Below are 16612 nucleotides of genomic sequence, written 5' to 3' on the forward strand. Positions count from 1 at the left end.
TCTCTTTAGATTGGTCGGTAGAAGCCGTCTAGAAACATTGGAAACGAAAGTCAAAAACACGCACGGCTTTTGGCTCTCGGTGACGTAGTGCTGTTATGCGCGATCTGGACGAAACCGACCTCGAAATCCTGGAGCTACTGATGTCGAACGCTCGTCGGCCCTACAGCGATGTGGCGGACGCTGTTGATTTGTCACCACCTGCCGTCTCGGATCGGGTCGCTCGACTACAGGAGCGGGGAATCATCCGTGGATTTACGCTCGATATCGACTCCTCACAACTTCGTCAAGGAATTCCTATTCTGGTAACTCTTGACGTCGCGGCTGACAGTCGAGACGCTCCGTCAGTTAAGGAGACACTCCTCGATACCGGCGAAGTCGAATACGTGTTTACTACTGCAGAAGCTGACCTCATTGCATACGTGCGGGTACCCGACACTGATGTCGCTGCCTGGCTTGACACGATCTTCGACGAGGGAACGATCGACGACTTCGAAGTGACACTGTTGTCAGGTGCGGATTGGTCTCCTGACCTTGGTGGGATGGAGTTCGCGTTGACCTGCGCGGAGTGTGGTAACACGGTCGATAGCGAAGGAACATCGACTCGCATTGATGGCGATCTCTATCAGTTCTGTTGTCCGTCGTGTGAAGCCCGTTTCGAGGAGAAATATGAACAACTCCAGCAAGGAGCGGACTGAGCAACGGTCAACGCGCCAGCGCTTTTGAATCGAAGCTTTTCGAGCTCCTTTTCCGAATAGATGAAAGGACAAATCGATTGAATAGCCAAGCCCTATGATATAGTAATGAGCCAGCATCGAGTGCACATCGATATTCAGGGAATGAGCTGTGCGAACTGTTCCCAGACCATCGCCGATTCCGTCGAATCCCTTGATGGGGTGTCGGAAGCAAACATCAATTTTGCGACCGACGAAGGAACCATCGAGTACGACTCGGACGAGGTTTCTCCAAAGCAGATCTACGAAGCTATCGAGAGTGCCGGCTATACTCCTGTCACGGAGACGAAAACGATCGGCATTACGGATATGTCGTGTGCGAACTGCTCGGAGACGGTACAGAGCGCGCTCGAGCGGACATCAGGCGTTATCGAAGCGGACGTCAACTTCGCTACTGACGAGGCACAGGTCAGATACAACCCCGCTGAAGCGACGCTCACGAACCTCTACGATGCTATCGAAGATGCCGGCTACGCACCTGTTCGCGCGGACGGCGAGTCCGGTGAATCTGCCACAGATCGCCGCGATGCCGCTCGGCAGGCCGAAATCCGTAAACAATTACGACTCACTCTGTTCGGTGCCGTACTCTCTGCACCGCTCATTTTCTTCCTTGCTGAGAAATTCATTCTTGGCGGAGGGATTCTTCCGGAGACGGTATTCGGAATCGAGTTCGGCTGGGTCGAGTTCTTGCTCGCGACGCCGGTTCAAATCGTTCTTGGGTGGGAGTTCTACAAGAACTCCTACAAGGCCCTCGTGAAGAACAAGAGCGCCAACATGGATGTGCTCATCGCGTTGGGCTCGTCTACGGCGTATCTCTACAGTGTCGTCGTGCTGCTCGGACTGATCGCCGGAAGTCTCTACTTCGACACGGCCGCGCTCATCCTCGTGTTCATCACGCTCGGCAACTATCTCGAAGCGCGCTCGAAGGGGCAAGCGAGTGACGCGCTACGCAAGTTGTTGGAGATGGAAGCCGACACTGCAACCGTCGTTGATGAAGACGGTACCGAGCGCGAGGTACCCATCGAAAACGTGACAGTAGGCGACCGGATGAAGATCCGTCCCGGTGAGAAAATTCCCACTGACGGTGTCGTCGTGGATGGACAGAGTGCGGTTGACGAATCGATGGTTACCGGAGAATCAGTACCCGTAGAGAAAGAGGAGGGGGACGAGGTCGTCGGATCGACCATCAACGAAAATGGTGTCCTCGTCGTCGAAGCGACGAAGGTCGGGGAGGACACTGCACTCCAGCAGATCGTTCAGACAGTCAAAGAAGCACAGTCCCGTCAACCCGATATTCAGAATCTCGCCGACCGAATTTCAGCGTACTTCGTTCCCGTTGTCATCGTGAATGCCTTGTTTTGGGGGGCTATTTGGTATCTTTTCCCCGGAGCACTCGCTGGCTTCGTGGACGCACTCCCACTGTGGGGATTAGTTGGTGGTGGGCCGACTGCTCTCTCCACGTTCGAGTTCGCGGTCATCGTCTTTGCCAGCGCGGTACTCATTGCGTGCCCATGTGCGCTCGGGTTAGCAACGCCAGCAGCAACGATGGTTGGCACCACACTGGGTGCGCAGAACGGCGTCCTCTTCAAAGGTGGCGATGTTCTGGAACGGGCGAAAGACGTGGATACCGTCGTCTTCGACAAAACAGGTACCCTGACGAAAGGTGAAATGGAACTCACGGACGTCATTGTCTTCGATGCCGATGGTCAGCCTCGTACGGATGGCGGAGACACAATTGCCAATGGTGGCCAACTGGCCACTCACGAACGTCTCACCGAGGCCGACGTGCTGCGCTTTGCCGCCAGTGCGGAGAGCGGGAGTGAACATCCACTCGCGCAAGCTATCGTCGAGGGAGCCAAAGAACGTGATATCGAGGTCATGGAACCTGACTCGTTCGAGAACGTTCCGGGGCACGGTATCCAGGCAACGCTCGGTGGAAGCGAGATTCTCGTCGGCAATCGCAAACTCCTATCCAATAATGACGTCGCTCCGGATCCGGCCGAAGAAACGATGCAACGTCTCGAAAACGAAGGGAAAACGGCGATGCTCGTCGCGTACGAGGGCGAACTCATTGGGGTGGTCGCTGATGCCGACACGGTCAAAGAGAGCGCAAGAGATGCGGTAAGTGCGCTTCAGCGGCGTGGCATCGACGTGATGATGATTACCGGTGACAACGAGCGTACTGCCCGTGCTGTCGCCAAGCAGGTGGGGATCGATTCCCAAAACGTCCGGGCTGGAGTCCTTCCCGAAGACAAATCCGATGCAGTCGAGACAATTCAGGACGAGGGACGGAAGGCGATGATGGTTGGTGACGGCGTTAACGACGCGCCGGCGCTCGCTGTCGCATATGTTGGGACTGCTATCGGGAGCGGAACCGACGTTGCCATCGAGGCAGCGGACGTAACGCTCATGCGGAATGATCCGCTCGACGTGGTGAAGGCGATCCGTATCTCGGATGCTACGCTCGCAAAGATCAAACAGAACCTCGTGTGGGCGCTGGGCTACAACACGGCGATGATCCCACTGGCGTCGCTCGGCTTACTTCAGCCGGTGCTGGCTGCGGGTGCAATGGCATTCTCCAGCGTGTCGGTGCTCACGAACAGTTTGCTGTTCCGCCAATACACTCCTGACCACGATTACAAACTCTTCGGCAGACTGCGCTAACGATCCGTTTCACACTTCACTAGTGGTGAGTCAATTACTCCGAACGTGACTGCAGCTAACGTGTGCGGAACGACGGTTCACCATCATCGGTCTGTTCCTCGACATTCGTACAAGTGAAATGAATGAACGTTTTTTCAATCTTCGATCCGGACATCGAACTGGGTCGTAATCAGATTTCCATCCGGTTTGATCTGTAGGTATAGCCGATATCGACCTGGTGTCGGGAATGTTGTACCGAACTCGACGCGACCTGGTTGTGGCGTTGTGTTCTTCGGATGTATATGGAGATACGCGAGATCTCCCTCCCGAAGTGCCACAAGATGACCTCGTGCTCCTAAATAATCCCGTAAGTCCGAAACAGAATCGCCGTCACGACGTATCTCGAATGATACCTGCGTCTCTTCGTTCGCGCCAATATCGTCGGTGCGTAGTTCGACCGTATATTCTTCTGCCGTCGTTTGTCGCGCTATCTCCGGATCCGATTCGAACGTGGTAGAACCGGGTACGAAGAGATCAAATCCGAGCGTCATTGACCGACCTGCAATCGCGATATCTACGAATGCACGATACACTCCTGGCTCGGGAAGTGTGAAATCTTCGACGCGGCACGTGCCATCCGAGTCGATATCGGGATGTAAGTGCTGAAAATGAGCCAAATCTCGGCGCACTACGATCAAGTGAAGGAGCTCTCCGTGTGAATCTTCGAATTCAGTTACTGTATCCCCCTCATGAGTCACGACTTGAAACGACCAAGCGGTCGGGACGCCGGACTCAAATCGAATTTCCGACGGTACCAGTCGAAATTCGTCGCTGGCAACCGACAGTCCATCTACTGCCGTGTGTCCACCCGAACTGGAAGCGGATGTCTCATCTTGAAACTCCGTGTCGTGACTCTCATGATCGGACTGCTCCCCCATAACACTGGGTACCATTGCTATCCTCTTACCGGTTTCTCCAGTCGTTGAAATCTGGGCAATGCATGGGGGTACAGATACAAAATTTTGATCGGTGCATAGTTACCGCTTGTTCGTCCGGCCAACCGATTGATTCGAATGTAATGTCTCTCGGTATCTTCGCAGGCCACGCTCTACTTGACGGGTTTTGATAGTTGCAAACGCTCTAAATCCCTTCACACGCTAGTATTGTGTATAGAAATAGCTGAGAAAGTGAGATTAACGAACATACTTGTAGACGCCCCCTCATCGATGGTCTGTTGGTCAAAACGCCATTAGTCGTAACTCCCCTATCGGTGTATATGGATAGTGGCGGGACAAAGCGAGCATACCTACACTGCCGACTAACTTTTACACATTCATTCCTCTGCGACGGCCATTTCATTAGTAAACCGTCCCCATCAACCCCCGTCAGCTGTAATATTTTCTATTTTATTTTCTAAATCAGGAAGCAACGAACACATCGTTCGAAGAGACCCTCTTCTCTCCTTTGAACGTCTGACGGCGTTGTATGGGCTTGAACGGATTTTTATCCAGTTTGAGCTACACTGATTAACCTCGATAGATCGTTATCACCACCATCTCAAATTTTGATACTACGGCTTAATATCAGAATACACCTTACTGAATCACCGCCCTCTCACCGTTCACCTTATTTTCTAAGCAATACGGGCGTTTTCTGAAATTATATTGTGCGAAAGTGGCTAATACGATTCCTTCATTGGTATTGGTGGATGACAACAACACTCATTGTTGAAGGAATGACTTGCGGTGGTTGTGAACAGAACGTCATCGACGCACTCGAAGCGGTGGAGGGCGTTTCGAATGCGAACGCGGACAGAGAAGCAAACACGGCGTCCGTCGAGGGTTCCGCGAAGACGGACGCACTCATCGGTGCTGTCGAGGACGCTGGATACGACGCGAGTGCGTAACCGACCCGATACGGGACGAAACAATGACAAACAAAAACATCACTCGGCGAAGCGCAGTACAAATAATCGGTGCGGGCAGTCTAATTGGGCTCGCTGGCTGTTCGAGTTCATCGGATTCTCCCAACCAATCGGATCCATACGGTTCGTCCACTTCGACTACGGGCGGAGGCGATGGTGCCACCAACGGTTCGAAGAGTGCGACGGTTGCCCTCGCGACAGACCTCACTGCTGGCACGTGGGGCGTGTACGGCGGTGTGATGCCGTATTATACAAACATTCTCGAACCACTCATTTGGGTTTCGAAGGATATGAAACTCGAACCGTGGCTCGCTACGGAGTGGAAGGCAACCGGTGAAACGACGTGGGAGTTCACGCTCCGCGAGGACGTCACGTTCCACAACGGCAAGCCGCTCACCGCCGAAGCGGTCGTTTTCTCGTTCCATCAACTCCTCGATGAGTGGTCGTGGGCACCCGGATGGCTCCACGTCGAAAAGGACGGCGTGAAGGCACTCGATAAGACGACGGTCGAGTTTACCACGACCGACCCTTTCCCGACGTTCCCTGGAACCATTGCTCACAACATGGTTGCAATCCAACACCCAGACCGTGACCGTAAGGCAGGAGAGGTTATCGGGACGGGACCGTTCCAAGTCGAGACCGTAAAGAAAGAACAGTTCGTTCAAACGACGGCGTTCGAGGACTACTGGAACGACCCGCCGAAACTATCGGGTCTGAAGTTCCGTGTTATCACGGATGCAAATACGCGTGCATTGTCGCTGTCGGCACATGAAACGGACGTCGCGTATCAGCCTCCTCGGAACAAGATAAATTCGATTCGGAAAGCCTCGAAAACGAACGTCGAGACACAAGGCTCGCCGTCCGCAGGCTATCTCGGTATCAATCTCTACAAATCGCCGACTGACGACGTGAAACTTCGGAAGGCGCTAAACTATGCAGTCAACCAGAACGCCATCGTCGAATCCATCCTCAGTGGGGTCGGCAAACCGGCGCGCGGTTCAATCGCCCCGAGCATCTACTGGTCGGCCCACGACCAACTTCCCGAGTACGGCCAGAACAAGTCCAAAGCGAAGTCTCTCGTAAAGTCCTCAAATTATGACGGCGAGGCGCTCAAACTCCTCGTCAGCACGGATATGACCGACGGGAATCTGCTCGCCCAGGCCGTTGCCCAACAGATGGAAGCGGTCGGTGTCAGCATCGACATCCAGGTGTTGGAGGATGCCGCGTTCAACGACGCCGAGCGCAACGGACAGGGCCATCTCGCACTGAGCGAGAAAGGGACGAACAGCGGCGCGGCGGACTACGTCATCTACGAGAGTTTCCACTCGGAAGGGGACATGAACGAGCGACTGTACGGCGACGAAGGAACTGGTCTCTACAACCTCGGTTCGAAGGTAGACTCACTTCTGAAGACCGGATTCCAAACGGGGAGCAAGGAGAAGAAGAAGGAGGTTTATCGAGAGGTTCAACGGATGATCGCTGAGAAGGCGGTTATCGTTCCGCTGTACTACAGCGAGTACGTCGTCGCGGCGTTTCGTGACGTGAACAATCTTGACCTTCGACCCATCCCCGAGATGGTTCGGTGGGATAGTCTGACGCATACAAACTGAGGCACGACAGAATGTGGAAATTCATCGTTCGTCGAACCGCAACCGCTCTGCTCGTCCTCGTCGGCGTTTCGATACTCACGTACGCCTTAATGTTCTTCACGCCCGGCGATCCCGCGACGACGATACTTCGTAAGCAGATGGGAGGCCGAACACCATCAAGTATGGCCGTCCAACAGTTTCGCGTTCAACACGGTCTCAATGACCCAATTCCGATTCAATACGCGAACTGGGTCTGGGACATTCTCCACGGAAACCTTCGCCAATCGTATTACGAGAACACACCGGTGTCCGCGATGATTATGAACCGTGTGTGGCCCACGCTTGAACTCGCCGTCGCAGCGATGGCCGTATCGTTGGCTATTTCGCTCCCTGCCGGCGTCTTCAGCGCGGTTCACAAAGGAAAGATGCCCGACTACCTCAGTCAGTTCGCTGCACTGCTCGGCGTATCGATGCCCAACTTCTGGCTGGGCTATCTACTCATCATCGTCTTCTCTCTCGAACTCGGTGTCCTTCCGGTGTCCGGCGTTGGGAGTTTCGAACGGTTGATTCTCCCTGCCGTGACGCTTGGAACCGGGATGGCCGCTATCGTGACCCGACTCGTCCGGTCATCGATGCTCGAGGTGCTGGACGATGAATACATTCGGACGGCCCGTGCGAAGGGGTTAAGAGAACGGATTGTCGTCTACAAACACGCACTTCGGAATGCACTCATCCCGGTCGTAACCATCGTCGGTCTCCAGTTCGGTTATCTGCTCAACGGTGCTGTCGTGGTGGAAATCGTCTTCCAACGACCGGGTCTCGGAAGCTTGCTCATCAATGCCATTTTCGCCCGCGATTACCCCGTTGTGCAGGGATTAGTGTTGCTTATCGCGGCCATCTTCGTCCTGACGAACTTCGCTGTGGATATCGTTTATCGCTATATTGACCCACGAATCTCGTTCGAGGGGGCCAGCGCATGAGCGATTCAGAATCCGATGCGATGACTGACGGCGGCGTCGTGGACGAGACGCGATTCCCGCGATATCGATCCGCCGTCGAGTCACGAGCGTTCCGCCAGTTCACCGCGAACAAACTGAACATCATCGGCCTTGTCATCGTCGTGACGGTGCTTTTCGGTGCGGTATTCGCCCCGGTTCTCACGACGTACAATCCGGAAAAGGGAGACCTCTTCGACCGATTGGAGCCACCATCAGAGGAACATCTCCTCGGAACTGACCAACTCGGTCGCGACGTTTTCGCCCGACTTCTCTATGGCGCGCGCATTTCGCTGGGAATCGCCGTTACGGTGGTGGGCATCACGTTGGTCATCGGAACCGCTGTCGGAGTGACAGCGGGATATGCAGGTGGATACGTGGACGAGGCGCTCATGCGCTTCGTGGATATCCTGCTCGCGTTCCCAGGAATTCTCCTCGCGCTTGTTATCGCGGGAATCCTCGGGCCGAGTCTCACGAACATCATGATTGCACTTGCCGTCGTCGGCTGGACGCAGTACGCGAGGGTCGTTCGCGGAAGCGTCCTCTCCGTGAAGGAAATGGAGTATGTTCGAGCCGCGCAATTGATGGGCGTCTCACGAACTCGTATCGTTCTCAAACACATCATTCCGAACGTCATCGCGCCGGTCGTCGTACTTGGCACGATGGATATGGCATACGTCATCCTCGGGACGGCGGGGCTATCATTCCTCGGTCTCGGCGCCCAACCGCCGACACCCGAATGGGGAACGATGTTGGCCTCCGGACGAAACTACCTCCAGGATGCGTGGTGGGTCGTGAACTTCCCCGGATTGGCGATTATGCTCGTCGTTCTCGGATTCAACCTCCTCGGTGATGGCCTTCGTGACCTTCTCGACCCCAAGGATATGGCCGATATGGAGGACAAGGGATTATGAGCAAACCATTACTCGAAATTGACGACTTACATACGCGATTCAGCACGCACGAAGGAACCGTTCACGCGGTCAACGGCGTCTCATTCTCTGTTGACCACGGCGAAATCGTCGGTATCGTTGGAGAAAGCGGGAGTGGGAAGTCCGTAACCGCACTCTCGCTTATGCGTCTCGAAAATCCGGGTCGTATCGTCGATGGCTCGATACGGTTTCAGGGAACAGAGTTAACGACGGCGTCATCCCAAGATATTCGCCGTCTCCGCGGCGGTGGGATGTCGATGGTCTTCCAAGACCCGATGACAACGTTGAACCCTGTCTTTACGGTGCGCGATCAAATCATCGAATCGCTCAAGGTACACGAGAAACCGAACTCGCAGAGCCTCCTCGACTTTCTCAACGCACCACTGTTCAGCAATCGGTCAGAACACAAACGCAAACAGGAACGCGCAGTTGAGTTGATGGAACAGGTTGGTATTCCCTACCCTGCGGAACGTGCTGACGCGTATCCTCACGAGTTTAGTGGGGGTATGCGTCAGCGCGTAATGCTCGCTATCGCACTCGCGAGCGAACCCGATCTCCTCATCGCGGACGAACCGACGACCGCACTGGACGTGACCATCCAGGCACAGATTCTGCGTGAACTGAAAACACTCAACGAAACGCATGGAATGAGCATTCTGATGGTAACCCACGACCTCGGTGTCGTCTCCGAGGTGTGCGATCGCGTCATCGTCATGTACGGTGGCGAGGTGATGGAAACCGGCTCAACGGACGACGTGCTCTCCGATCCGAAACACCCCTACACGAAGGCACTCCTCGACTGTATGCCACAGAATACGAGGCGCAAAGAACCACTCAACGTCATCGAAGGACAGGTACCGGATATGGTCGGTGGGACGACTGGTTGTCCGTTTGCCGACCGTTGTTCCCACACAACGAATGCCTGTACTAACGGCCCAATTCCGGAACACGACGTCGGTTCCGATCGCGTAGTGAAATGTGATGAAATCGAGTTCGTTAGCGATGCTGGTGTGGCGAGCGGTGGTGATGCCGAATGAGCCTTCAGCAACCCATGACAGGTTCGACGCCGGTCTTCGAAATCGAATCCGTCACGAAACGCTTCGCGCTCTCCGATTCGTTGCTCGACCGAGCCATCGGGACACGGGAGTTCGTCACCGCCGTCGACGATGTCTCCTTGACTATCCACGAGGGTGAAACGCTCGGACTCGTTGGAGAGAGCGGGAGCGGTAAATCGACGCTTGCGAACCTGATTACCGGGCTATACGAACCGACCGAGGGGACGATTTCCTTCGACGGTGAGCCAGTCGGTCACGTTTCCGCTCGATCGACCGACGTGCGCTCGGAAATCGGGATGGTATTTCAGAATCCGAAAGCGAGTATCGACCCCCGAATGTCGATTCGGGATGCTATCGAGGAGCCGATGAAAGCACAGGGCTGGTCACGCACTCGTCGCGAGGAGCGAATCGAAGAGTTGCTCACGCTGGTCAACTTGTCGGAGCATCACGCTGACCGCTACGCTCACGAACTCTCGGGCGGACAGGCACAACGAGTTGCTATTGCACGTGCGGTCGCACTCGAACCACGTGTGCTGGTGCTCGACGAACCCACATCGGCACTCGACGTGAGTGTTCAAGCGAAAATCACCAATCTACTGGTCGAACTGCAGGAGACGCTCGGCCTCACGATGCTGTTCATCGCACACGACCTCAGTGTCGTCGAACACATCGCCGACCGTGTCGCCGTCATGTATCTTGGGCAGGTCATGGAAGTTGCACCGACCGAACAACTGTTCGAACAACCAACGCACCCCTATACGAGTGCACTCCTTTCCGCGATTCCGGAGGTCGGGCCGGATGATGGCGAAACGGTGATTCTGGACGGAGATATTCCAAGCCCAGTGAATCCTCCGAGTGGCTGTGTTTTCCACACCCGGTGTCCGATTGCGCGACCGGAGTGTGCCGAAATCAACCCTCAGTACGAGGGTATTAGTCATGGACGGACAAAGTGTCTATATCCTATAGATGATGAAATCGAATCGGAGGCGGAACAATGACTAACGACAATTCCAACACCTCCGTGCCGTCCGATACTGGGTCAGCGGAGACCAGCAAATCAACGGACTCTACTTCAATTGAACCGAGTGAAAACGCACTACCCGCAGAGGATCTTCAGTATCCGGAGTTTACGTTCGAGGACGGCTCTATTTCTCCGGATGGATCGTTCGACCTCGAACGAACGCTGAAGCGTGACGAGATGGAAAACTGGCTCTCCGACCTTGCCGGAGGGCTCACCAGCCACGACATCGCCGTTGAATCGTCCGACCGCCACGTCACGTTCGGTATCCGGCCCGATGCAGTATCGATGGCGTTTGAACCGGACGACGATCATCGTGGAAAACTCAAGGTGTCGTTCGAGTTGGACGCGAAAGTCATGCTCGCGCAGGATACTGACAGTCCAAAGATCGGTGCCCGTGCCGGTCGTGGGTTCGTTCCCGTCGAGATGCTCACGACGGATCGGAAGCCGGAACATTTCCGGTGTTACAATTGGATCGAAAATCCCGTTGAAGAGGAGTAATCGCTGCTATTTTTCGAAGGGTTTGCTTTCGATTCACACAATGGAAGCTTTTTCACCGGGAGAAAAAACCCACAATGCTTACTTATAGACGCACTCATCATCGACCGTGTGTGAGGATTGCCGTCCGCGCGAACTCCTCGCCCTCTTGGGAGATGAATACGTGCAAACCGTACTTTCCGCTACGAGTGATAAGCCACTGTCAGCGAACGAATTGAGTGATATTTGTGGGACATCATTGCCGACAGTGTATCGGCGCATCGAAGAGATGGTCGCCTGTCACCTCCTTGCTGAACGAAACGAGATCGACGCTAACGGCAATCATTACAAGACGTATGAGGCACTGCTTGAGCAAGCAACCGTTCAGTTGGACGACGGCGAATTTGTCGTTGATCTTGACACCGTTGAACGAGAAGATGCACCGGATCGGTTCATGCGAATGTGGAACAACATTCGGGAGGATGAGTCATAATGCATATCGGACTCGTCGTCGCCAAAATCGTCGTAGCGATACTCGGCCTACTCATTGCATTCCAGAGTTATCGCGCCTACGCTCGGTACGACAGCAGTCCAATGTTGTATCTTGCACTCGGTTTCTCCCTCATCAGTATTGGCTCAGTCATCGAAGGGGTTCTCTACGAAGTCGTGAAATTGTCTCTCTTCTACGCCGGAATGGTTCAGTCAATCGTCGTCGCACTCGGCATGGTCGCTGTTCTGTACTCTCTGTACGGTCGGGAGCGCTAACGCTTTCGAACTGCCCTTGCTGGCTGAATCTCCTCTTGCCGCGGTAGGAATCAGTCTCGTCCTATTTAAATGGTTCTGCCGATTAAATCCAGTGAAAATACGCCATTCGCTTTTGAGCCCTCTGTATGTAGAACCGTTCACCAATGTCCAGGGAAAATTCTAATCACCGACGAAAACTACTACGACTTGCAGTCGTCGTAGCGCTCTTGACTGCTGCTGTCGCTGGCGTTGCTGCAGACACAACGACGACGGAGGGCCACGGTCATGGCGATGACGACCACGGAGAAGCCGAAACTACTAGCGCCCACCAGGAAGAGACCAAAACTACGAGTGACCACCATGGGGGTGCCGAAACTACGAGTGGTCATCATTCGGATGGGGACAGTCACGATGAAGGAACCGAAACCACTGGTGGTCACCATTCCGATGGAAATAGCGATGACCATCATGCAGGCGAGAGCAGCGGTGACCAGCATAACCAAAGTTCGATGGCGTGGCTGGCCAGTATCGCTGGCTTGCTCGCGCTCTCTGCGGTTTCCGTTGGACCCGTCTACTGGTTTGGAAAACAACGAAATCACATCTCGAATGTCGATGCTGCCCATGTTGCCGCAGTCGGACTTATTCTAGTGAGTGCAGCCGTTCACCTCTATCTATTCCTCCAGCACAGCGAACTCGAGATGCTCCTCGCTGGACTCGGATTTATCGGCGCAGTCGTCCTGTTTTTCCTCGGAATCAGCCGACGACTTCTCTACGCAGTCGGCATTCCGTACGTCGCAGCACAATTCGTTCTCTGGTGGATGAGTGACATGCCACACCTCCAGAGTTACGGCCTGCTCGACAAGGCCTCCCAAGCGTTGCTTGTCGTCGTCCTGACGTACCTTCTCATCGTGGAATAGCCCTCGCGACCGTGAAATACGAGACTATCTACCGATGCGCAGACAACCGCCATGGAGTGCAGGCCTTTCAAATCGAGATTCTCGTTGGTTGCTCGTTACCGGCAACCGGCTAGTCGTTGCTGCTGTGCTCCTCTCCAGCATACTGTTTCTGCTTGTTCTGTTCATGTCCGTCGGCGTTCTCTCCAGTCGGCCGTCGAGTCCAATGAACCTACTCTTCAGTGCGTTACTCGGCGGGAATTCCACGCTGATTTCTGTCGTGCTTTCGATCAACCAACTCGTTCTCTCGCGCGAGTTGGGCGCAACCGGTGAGTTCCATAGTTGGCTGTCCATCTTGCCTGATGAACCTTCGCACCCAAACTGCATCCTGACGGCGTTAGTTCGGGTTCCGGTGGTCATTTTGAAATAGTGGTGCAGAAACGGAACTCCGTATCGGGATGGTCTGTCGCTGTTGAATTTTGAAAGTAAAGGGTTGACCACCTATTTGACGTGGTTGCGCGGGTGTTTCACTCATATCCTGTGATTTATAATGGATAATTGGGTTAAATCTCCATCGCTTTCTAGATACTATGGCAACTAAAACCACGGAAGACGAACTACTCCGAACTGCTCTTATCGTTCTGGGTGTCATCGTCCTGATTCCAGTGCTGTTGATGGCCTTTGCGGTGCCGATGATGGGGATGATGGGTTGGTGGGGTGGTGGCATGTTCGGACGAGGAGTCTCGCCAGTATGGGGATTCGGTATGATGTTCGTGTGGCTCCTCGTTCTATTGGGCATCAGCTATGCTTTGTATCGTGGACTTGTCGGGCGCAGTGATAGCGCTCGTACTAATGACCCAGCGCTTGACGAACTCCGAACCGCATTTGCTCGCGGGGAAATTTCCGAAGAAGAGTTCGAGATGCGCCGGGAGAAACTTCGAACAGATAGGTAGAGTAACGACATTCCCGAAATCGGGTTACGATTGATCGGGGAAGCTCCCGGAGAAGTCGCCCGATTACGAGACTGTCATTGCGATCAACAGAAAAAGTCCTACTCTGTTAAATTGTATCACTGGGGTCGTGTTTGTCCGCCATTCGCTCGACTTCGGCCTCGTATCGGTTTTGGAGGGTCGAATCATCAACGGCTTCGAGATCGGCAGGTGGGACGTCTTTCGCAGCGGTCACCGAATCCATGTCGACCGCCTGTGCAGCGAGCTCTCGGCGATAGAGTCGCTTACCGTCTGGCGTTGCGTACTTAAGGATGATGAGATCACGATTGTTGTACCCACGCTCGACAAGCCACACACGGATATCCCCAGTTTCAGTAGCCATAGTGATAGTGACGGGAATCACGATGTTAGGCAGTTTGGTCTCCCTTCGCATTCGAAATCGGTGTCAGGAATACCTGAATTCGAGAGAATAGCGATACTCGCAGTTAAGTCTCTAATGAGTCTCGGGATTCGATGCCGTCCAGTGAACTGGGTCGGTGACGTACATTGAACTGCGGCACTATCCAGTTCTACCGAGTGAGTGCATTATACAGCCACGCGAAGGCGTAGATGAAGATGAAACTGATGATCGCTGCTTCGATCATGCCTGCTACGGTTCCGACAATGGTCGGTTCGAAGAACAGGTGCCACTGTTCCATCATCTCGACTGCGCCTTCGTAGACGCCGACTGCTCCAAAGATTCTCAGAAGGAGCATGACGACGGCTGAAACAATTGCCGCGGCACTAGCGAATGCTAGTGCGTTGAGTTTCATCGTTTCGTGGGCAGTCTCCGATTCGTACTCTCTATGGCTAGTGGTCGTAGTGCTCATACGTAGAGATACGTCGCGCTCGTTCAATCGGATTGCAGCTTAAATTCGAAAGCACTCGCCATTGCCCAATCCTCTGTGGCTTCATTTCGAACCAAAACGAAAGACAGGAGTAAGACCGTGTGAATAGTTCACATAGGATGTTTCGATATAAACGTCGTCGCGCTAAATGTAATAACAGTTTTAACCACCGTCTAGAAGATGCTCTGGTCGCTGACTCGCGGTAGCTGATTATCGTGCCAGATACTATCTTTCAGAGTAACCGTATGGATTGCCTATTCCTTCACATTTTTAAGGGCAATTGGCAAAAGTGATGCGGGCCAAGTTTCATGTATGGAAACCACTGTCGTCAGCGGAATCCTCGAATCGTTACGAATCGGGGTCGGTTTCCTTTGGACCGCTGCATGGGCAATCACTATGGGGTTAATGATCACGAGCCTCGTGCAAGTCTACGTCTCGAAAGAACGGATGGCACGCCTGCTCGGCGACGATGACCTCAGTGGACTCGCGAAGGCGACCGTCTTCGGTGCTGCTAGTAGTGGTTGTAGCTTCGGGGCCGTTGCTATCGCAAAGGGGTTGTTCAAGAAGGGGGCCCACGTGGTCAACGTTCTTGCGTTTATGTTCGCCTCGACGAATCTCATTATCGAACTCGGTTTGATGATCTTGATCCTCCTCGGCTGGGAGTTTCTCGTCGCCGAACTCCTCGGAGGCCTCATTCTCATCGCGGTGATGGCTCTTATCGTCCACGTAACACTCCCGGAAAATCTCTTTGAAGACGTTCGGAAGGAACTGAATCAGCAAGACCACGACCACGGTGTCACCGAGGATCCGACGTGTGGAATGGAGGGCAAGGACGAGTACTCGCTCATGACAGACGGGGGTGAAACACTGAAGTTCTGTTCCGCTGGGTGTCTGGAGACGTACCAGCAGGAGGTTGCGAGCAGTGGTGACTGGCGGGACGAGTTATTGACGTGGGGTGGCTGGTACAAACTCGGGAATCAGTATCGGAAAGAGTGGTCGATGATTTGGAAAGACGTTATCGCTGGTTTTCTTATCTCCGGCTTCGTTATCGTTTTCGTCCCACAGTGGGTCTGGAACAGTCTCTTCCTTCAGGGAGATGGCCTGCTCGTAAGTGCCGAAAATGCGATCATGGGTGTGACAATTGCCGTCATCAGCTTCGTCGGCAGTATCGGAAATGTTCCGTTCGCCGTTGCACTCTGGGGCGGCGGCATCAGCTTCGCGGGTGTCATTGCGTTCGTCTACGCCGACCTCATCACCATTCCGGTGCTGAACGTTTACCGCAAGTACTACGGCTGGAAGGTGACGCTCTACATCTTCAGTGTGTTCTTCGTCACGATGGCGTTCTCCGGATTTCTTATGGAGGAGTTGTTCACTGCCTTGGGTATCGTGCCAAACCTCGCTGGCGGGGAGACGGCGACCGAACAGACGTATTTCGAACTCAACTACACGTTCTATCTCAATGTCGTCGCGTTCGCGCTCTCGGGATTCCTCTTCTACGTCTACCGACGAGGACTTGGCGCACCCGGGCAGTACCGGGATCCCGTCTGCGGGATGCGGATCGACGACAGCGGTCCGAGCGTGACCCACGACGGTGAAACCTACTATTTCTGCTCCAATCGATGTAAGCAGTCGTTCGAGAGCAATCCGGCTGAGTTCTCGCAGCTACACCCACAAATTTCTGGGACGAGTTCTTCTCAAAGCCACGAGCATCATTGAACGACCCACTCTAGCCTTCGTCACTGCTTATATACCCGCTATAATTTCGCTCGGCGGA

General features: G+C 54.1%; 18 protein-coding genes. 14 read left to right on the top strand and 4 right to left on the bottom strand.

The annotated features are described in order from the left end of the window. Positions 1 to 95 precede the first annotated feature (95 nt). Both HL45_RS18605 and HL45_RS18610 read left to right on the top strand, forming a co-directional pair. On the top strand, positions 96 to 695 hold the full coding sequence (locus HL45_RS18605) for an AsnC family transcriptional regulator (protein ID WP_049972716.1): 600 nt from the start codon (positions 96 to 98) through the stop codon (positions 693 to 695). A gap of 105 nt (positions 696 to 800) precedes the next feature. Then, positions 801 to 3395, top strand: a complete 2595-nt coding sequence (locus tag HL45_RS18610) for a heavy metal translocating P-type ATPase (protein ID WP_049972717.1) — start codon at positions 801 to 803, stop codon at positions 3393 to 3395. A 134-nt stretch (positions 3396 to 3529) separates the two neighbouring features. On the opposite strand, the gene HL45_RS18615 is transcribed toward HL45_RS18610, so the two are convergent. After that, positions 3530 to 4312, bottom strand: coding sequence for a hypothetical protein (locus tag HL45_RS18615; protein WP_211250903.1), 783 nt, complete (start codon positions 4310 to 4312; stop codon positions 3530 to 3532). A 770-nt stretch (positions 4313 to 5082) separates the two neighbouring features. Here HL45_RS18615 and HL45_RS18620 point away from each other — a divergent pair. From HL45_RS18620 to HL45_RS18660, 9 genes are all read left to right on the top strand, one after another. Next, complete coding sequence (locus HL45_RS18620; RefSeq protein WP_049972718.1) at positions 5083 to 5280, top strand: heavy-metal-associated domain-containing protein; 198 nt, start codon at positions 5083 to 5085, stop codon at positions 5278 to 5280. Between the two features lie 23 nt (positions 5281 to 5303). Beyond that, positions 5304 to 6908, top strand: a complete 1605-nt coding sequence (locus tag HL45_RS18625; protein WP_049972719.1) for an ABC transporter substrate-binding protein — start codon at positions 5304 to 5306, stop codon at positions 6906 to 6908. 11 nt (positions 6909 to 6919) lie between these two features. After that, positions 6920 to 7867 (top strand): nickel ABC transporter permease, encoded by a 948-nt coding sequence (gene nikB, locus HL45_RS18630; protein WP_049972720.1) that lies wholly within the window; start codon positions 6920 to 6922, stop codon positions 7865 to 7867. Positions 7868 to 7887: 20 nt separating this feature from the next. Next, on the top strand, positions 7888 to 8796 hold the full coding sequence (gene nikC / locus HL45_RS18635; protein ID WP_049972770.1) for a nickel transporter permease: 909 nt from the start codon (positions 7888 to 7890) through the stop codon (positions 8794 to 8796). Continuing rightward, entirely contained in the window at positions 8793 to 9851 is a 1059-nt protein-coding gene (locus HL45_RS18640; protein WP_049972721.1) for an ABC transporter ATP-binding protein, read from the top strand. The genes nikC and HL45_RS18640 overlap by 4 nt, the downstream gene beginning before the upstream one ends. Beyond that, a complete protein-coding gene (locus HL45_RS18645) occupies positions 9848 to 10867 on the top strand; it encodes an ABC transporter ATP-binding protein (protein ID WP_049972722.1) in 1020 nt (339 codons plus the stop codon). The genes HL45_RS18640 and HL45_RS18645 overlap by 4 nt, the downstream gene beginning before the upstream one ends. After that, positions 10864 to 11388 carry a hypothetical protein gene (locus HL45_RS18650; RefSeq protein WP_049972723.1) on the top strand — a complete coding sequence of 175 codons (525 nt, stop codon included), beginning with the start codon at positions 10864 to 10866 and terminating at the stop codon, positions 11386 to 11388. Before HL45_RS18645 ends, HL45_RS18650 begins: the two co-directional genes overlap by 4 nt. A 160-nt stretch (positions 11389 to 11548) precedes the next feature. Further along, positions 11549 to 11857 carry a winged helix-turn-helix domain-containing protein gene (locus HL45_RS18655; RefSeq protein WP_233274853.1) on the top strand — a complete coding sequence of 103 codons (309 nt, stop codon included), beginning with the start codon at positions 11549 to 11551 and terminating at the stop codon, positions 11855 to 11857. Then, positions 11857 to 12129: a DUF7521 family protein gene (locus HL45_RS18660; RefSeq protein ID WP_049972725.1), complete on the top strand. Its 273-nt coding sequence runs from the start codon at positions 11857 to 11859 to the stop codon at positions 12127 to 12129. The genes HL45_RS18655 and HL45_RS18660 overlap by 1 nt, the downstream gene beginning before the upstream one ends. A gap of 179 nt (positions 12130 to 12308) precedes the next feature. Here HL45_RS18660 and HL45_RS20615 read toward each other — a convergent pair whose 3' ends face one another. Then, the gene (locus HL45_RS20615; protein WP_144240143.1) at positions 12309 to 12731 is read right to left on the bottom strand and encodes a hypothetical protein; all 423 of its coding nucleotides are present in this window, start codon (positions 12729 to 12731) and stop codon (positions 12309 to 12311) included. 24 nt (positions 12732 to 12755) lie between these two features. On the opposite strand from HL45_RS20615, the gene HL45_RS20620 reads away from it, so the two are divergent. Together HL45_RS20620 and HL45_RS18675 are read left to right on the top strand one after the other, a co-directional pair. Further along, complete coding sequence (locus HL45_RS20620) at positions 12756 to 13025, top strand: hypothetical protein (protein ID WP_144240144.1); 270 nt, start codon at positions 12756 to 12758, stop codon at positions 13023 to 13025. Between the two features lie 566 nt (positions 13026 to 13591). Then, on the top strand, positions 13592 to 13954 hold the full coding sequence (locus HL45_RS18675; protein ID WP_049972727.1) for an SHOCT domain-containing protein: 363 nt from the start codon (positions 13592 to 13594) through the stop codon (positions 13952 to 13954). 106 nt (positions 13955 to 14060) lie between these two features. Here the strand turns inward: HL45_RS18675 and HL45_RS18680 are convergent, their stop codons facing one another. Together HL45_RS18680 and HL45_RS21725 are read right to left on the bottom strand one after the other, a co-directional pair. Beyond that, positions 14061 to 14333, bottom strand: coding sequence for a hypothetical protein (locus tag HL45_RS18680; RefSeq protein ID WP_049972772.1), 273 nt, complete (start codon positions 14331 to 14333; stop codon positions 14061 to 14063). A gap of 187 nt (positions 14334 to 14520) precedes the next feature. Then, positions 14521 to 14820 carry a hypothetical protein gene (locus tag HL45_RS21725; RefSeq protein WP_233274854.1) on the bottom strand — a complete coding sequence of 100 codons (300 nt, stop codon included), beginning with the start codon at positions 14818 to 14820 and terminating at the stop codon, positions 14521 to 14523. Between the two features lie 330 nt (positions 14821 to 15150). On the opposite strand from HL45_RS21725, the gene HL45_RS18690 reads away from it, so the two are divergent. Beyond that, a complete protein-coding gene (locus HL45_RS18690; protein ID WP_049972728.1) occupies positions 15151 to 16554 on the top strand; it encodes a permease in 1404 nt (467 codons plus the stop codon). The last annotated feature ends 58 nt before the right edge of the window (positions 16555 to 16612 follow it).

It is taken from the genome of Haladaptatus cibarius D43, from assembly GCF_000710615.1.
GTDB classification, from domain to species: Archaea; Halobacteriota; Halobacteria; order Halobacteriales; family Haladaptataceae; genus Haladaptatus; species Haladaptatus cibarius.

Bases quoted from the DNA above. Each gene is read 5' to 3' on its own strand.
- HL45_RS18645 (WP_049972722.1), top strand. From the start codon at position 9,848: ATGAGCCTTCAGCAACCCATGACAGGTTCGACGCCGGTCTTCGAAATC.
- HL45_RS18650 (WP_049972723.1), top strand. From the start codon at position 10,864: ATGACTAACGACAATTCCAACACCTCCGTGCCGTCCGATACTGGGTCA.
- HL45_RS18680 (WP_049972772.1), bottom strand. From the start codon at position 14,333: ATGGCTACTGAAACTGGGGATATCCGTGTGTGGCTTGTCGAGCGTGGG.
- nikB (WP_049972720.1), top strand. From the start codon at position 6,920: ATGTGGAAATTCATCGTTCGTCGAACCGCAACCGCTCTGCTCGTCCTC.
- HL45_RS18615 (WP_211250903.1), bottom strand. From the start codon at position 4,312: ATGGGGGAGCAGTCCGATCATGAGAGTCACGACACGGAGTTTCAAGAT.
- HL45_RS18690 (WP_049972728.1), top strand. From the start codon at position 15,151: ATGGAAACCACTGTCGTCAGCGGAATCCTCGAATCGTTACGAATCGGG.
- HL45_RS18605 (WP_049972716.1), top strand. From the start codon at position 96: ATGCGCGATCTGGACGAAACCGACCTCGAAATCCTGGAGCTACTGATG.
- HL45_RS20615 (WP_144240143.1), bottom strand. From the start codon at position 12,731: ATGGGCAGCATCGACATTCGAGATGTGATTTCGTTGTTTTCCAAACCA.
- HL45_RS18610 (WP_049972717.1), top strand. From the start codon at position 801: ATGAGCCAGCATCGAGTGCACATCGATATTCAGGGAATGAGCTGTGCG.
- HL45_RS18675 (WP_049972727.1), top strand. From the start codon at position 13,592: ATGGCAACTAAAACCACGGAAGACGAACTACTCCGAACTGCTCTTATC.
- HL45_RS18625 (WP_049972719.1), top strand. From the start codon at position 5,304: ATGACAAACAAAAACATCACTCGGCGAAGCGCAGTACAAATAATCGGT.
- HL45_RS18620 (WP_049972718.1), top strand. From the start codon at position 5,083: ATGACAACAACACTCATTGTTGAAGGAATGACTTGCGGTGGTTGTGAA.
- nikC (WP_049972770.1), top strand. From the start codon at position 7,888: ATGACTGACGGCGGCGTCGTGGACGAGACGCGATTCCCGCGATATCGA.
- HL45_RS18640 (WP_049972721.1), top strand. From the start codon at position 8,793: ATGAGCAAACCATTACTCGAAATTGACGACTTACATACGCGATTCAGC.
- HL45_RS21725 (WP_233274854.1), bottom strand. From the start codon at position 14,820: ATGAGCACTACGACCACTAGCCATAGAGAGTACGAATCGGAGACTGCC.
- HL45_RS18660 (WP_049972725.1), top strand. From the start codon at position 11,857: ATGCATATCGGACTCGTCGTCGCCAAAATCGTCGTAGCGATACTCGGC.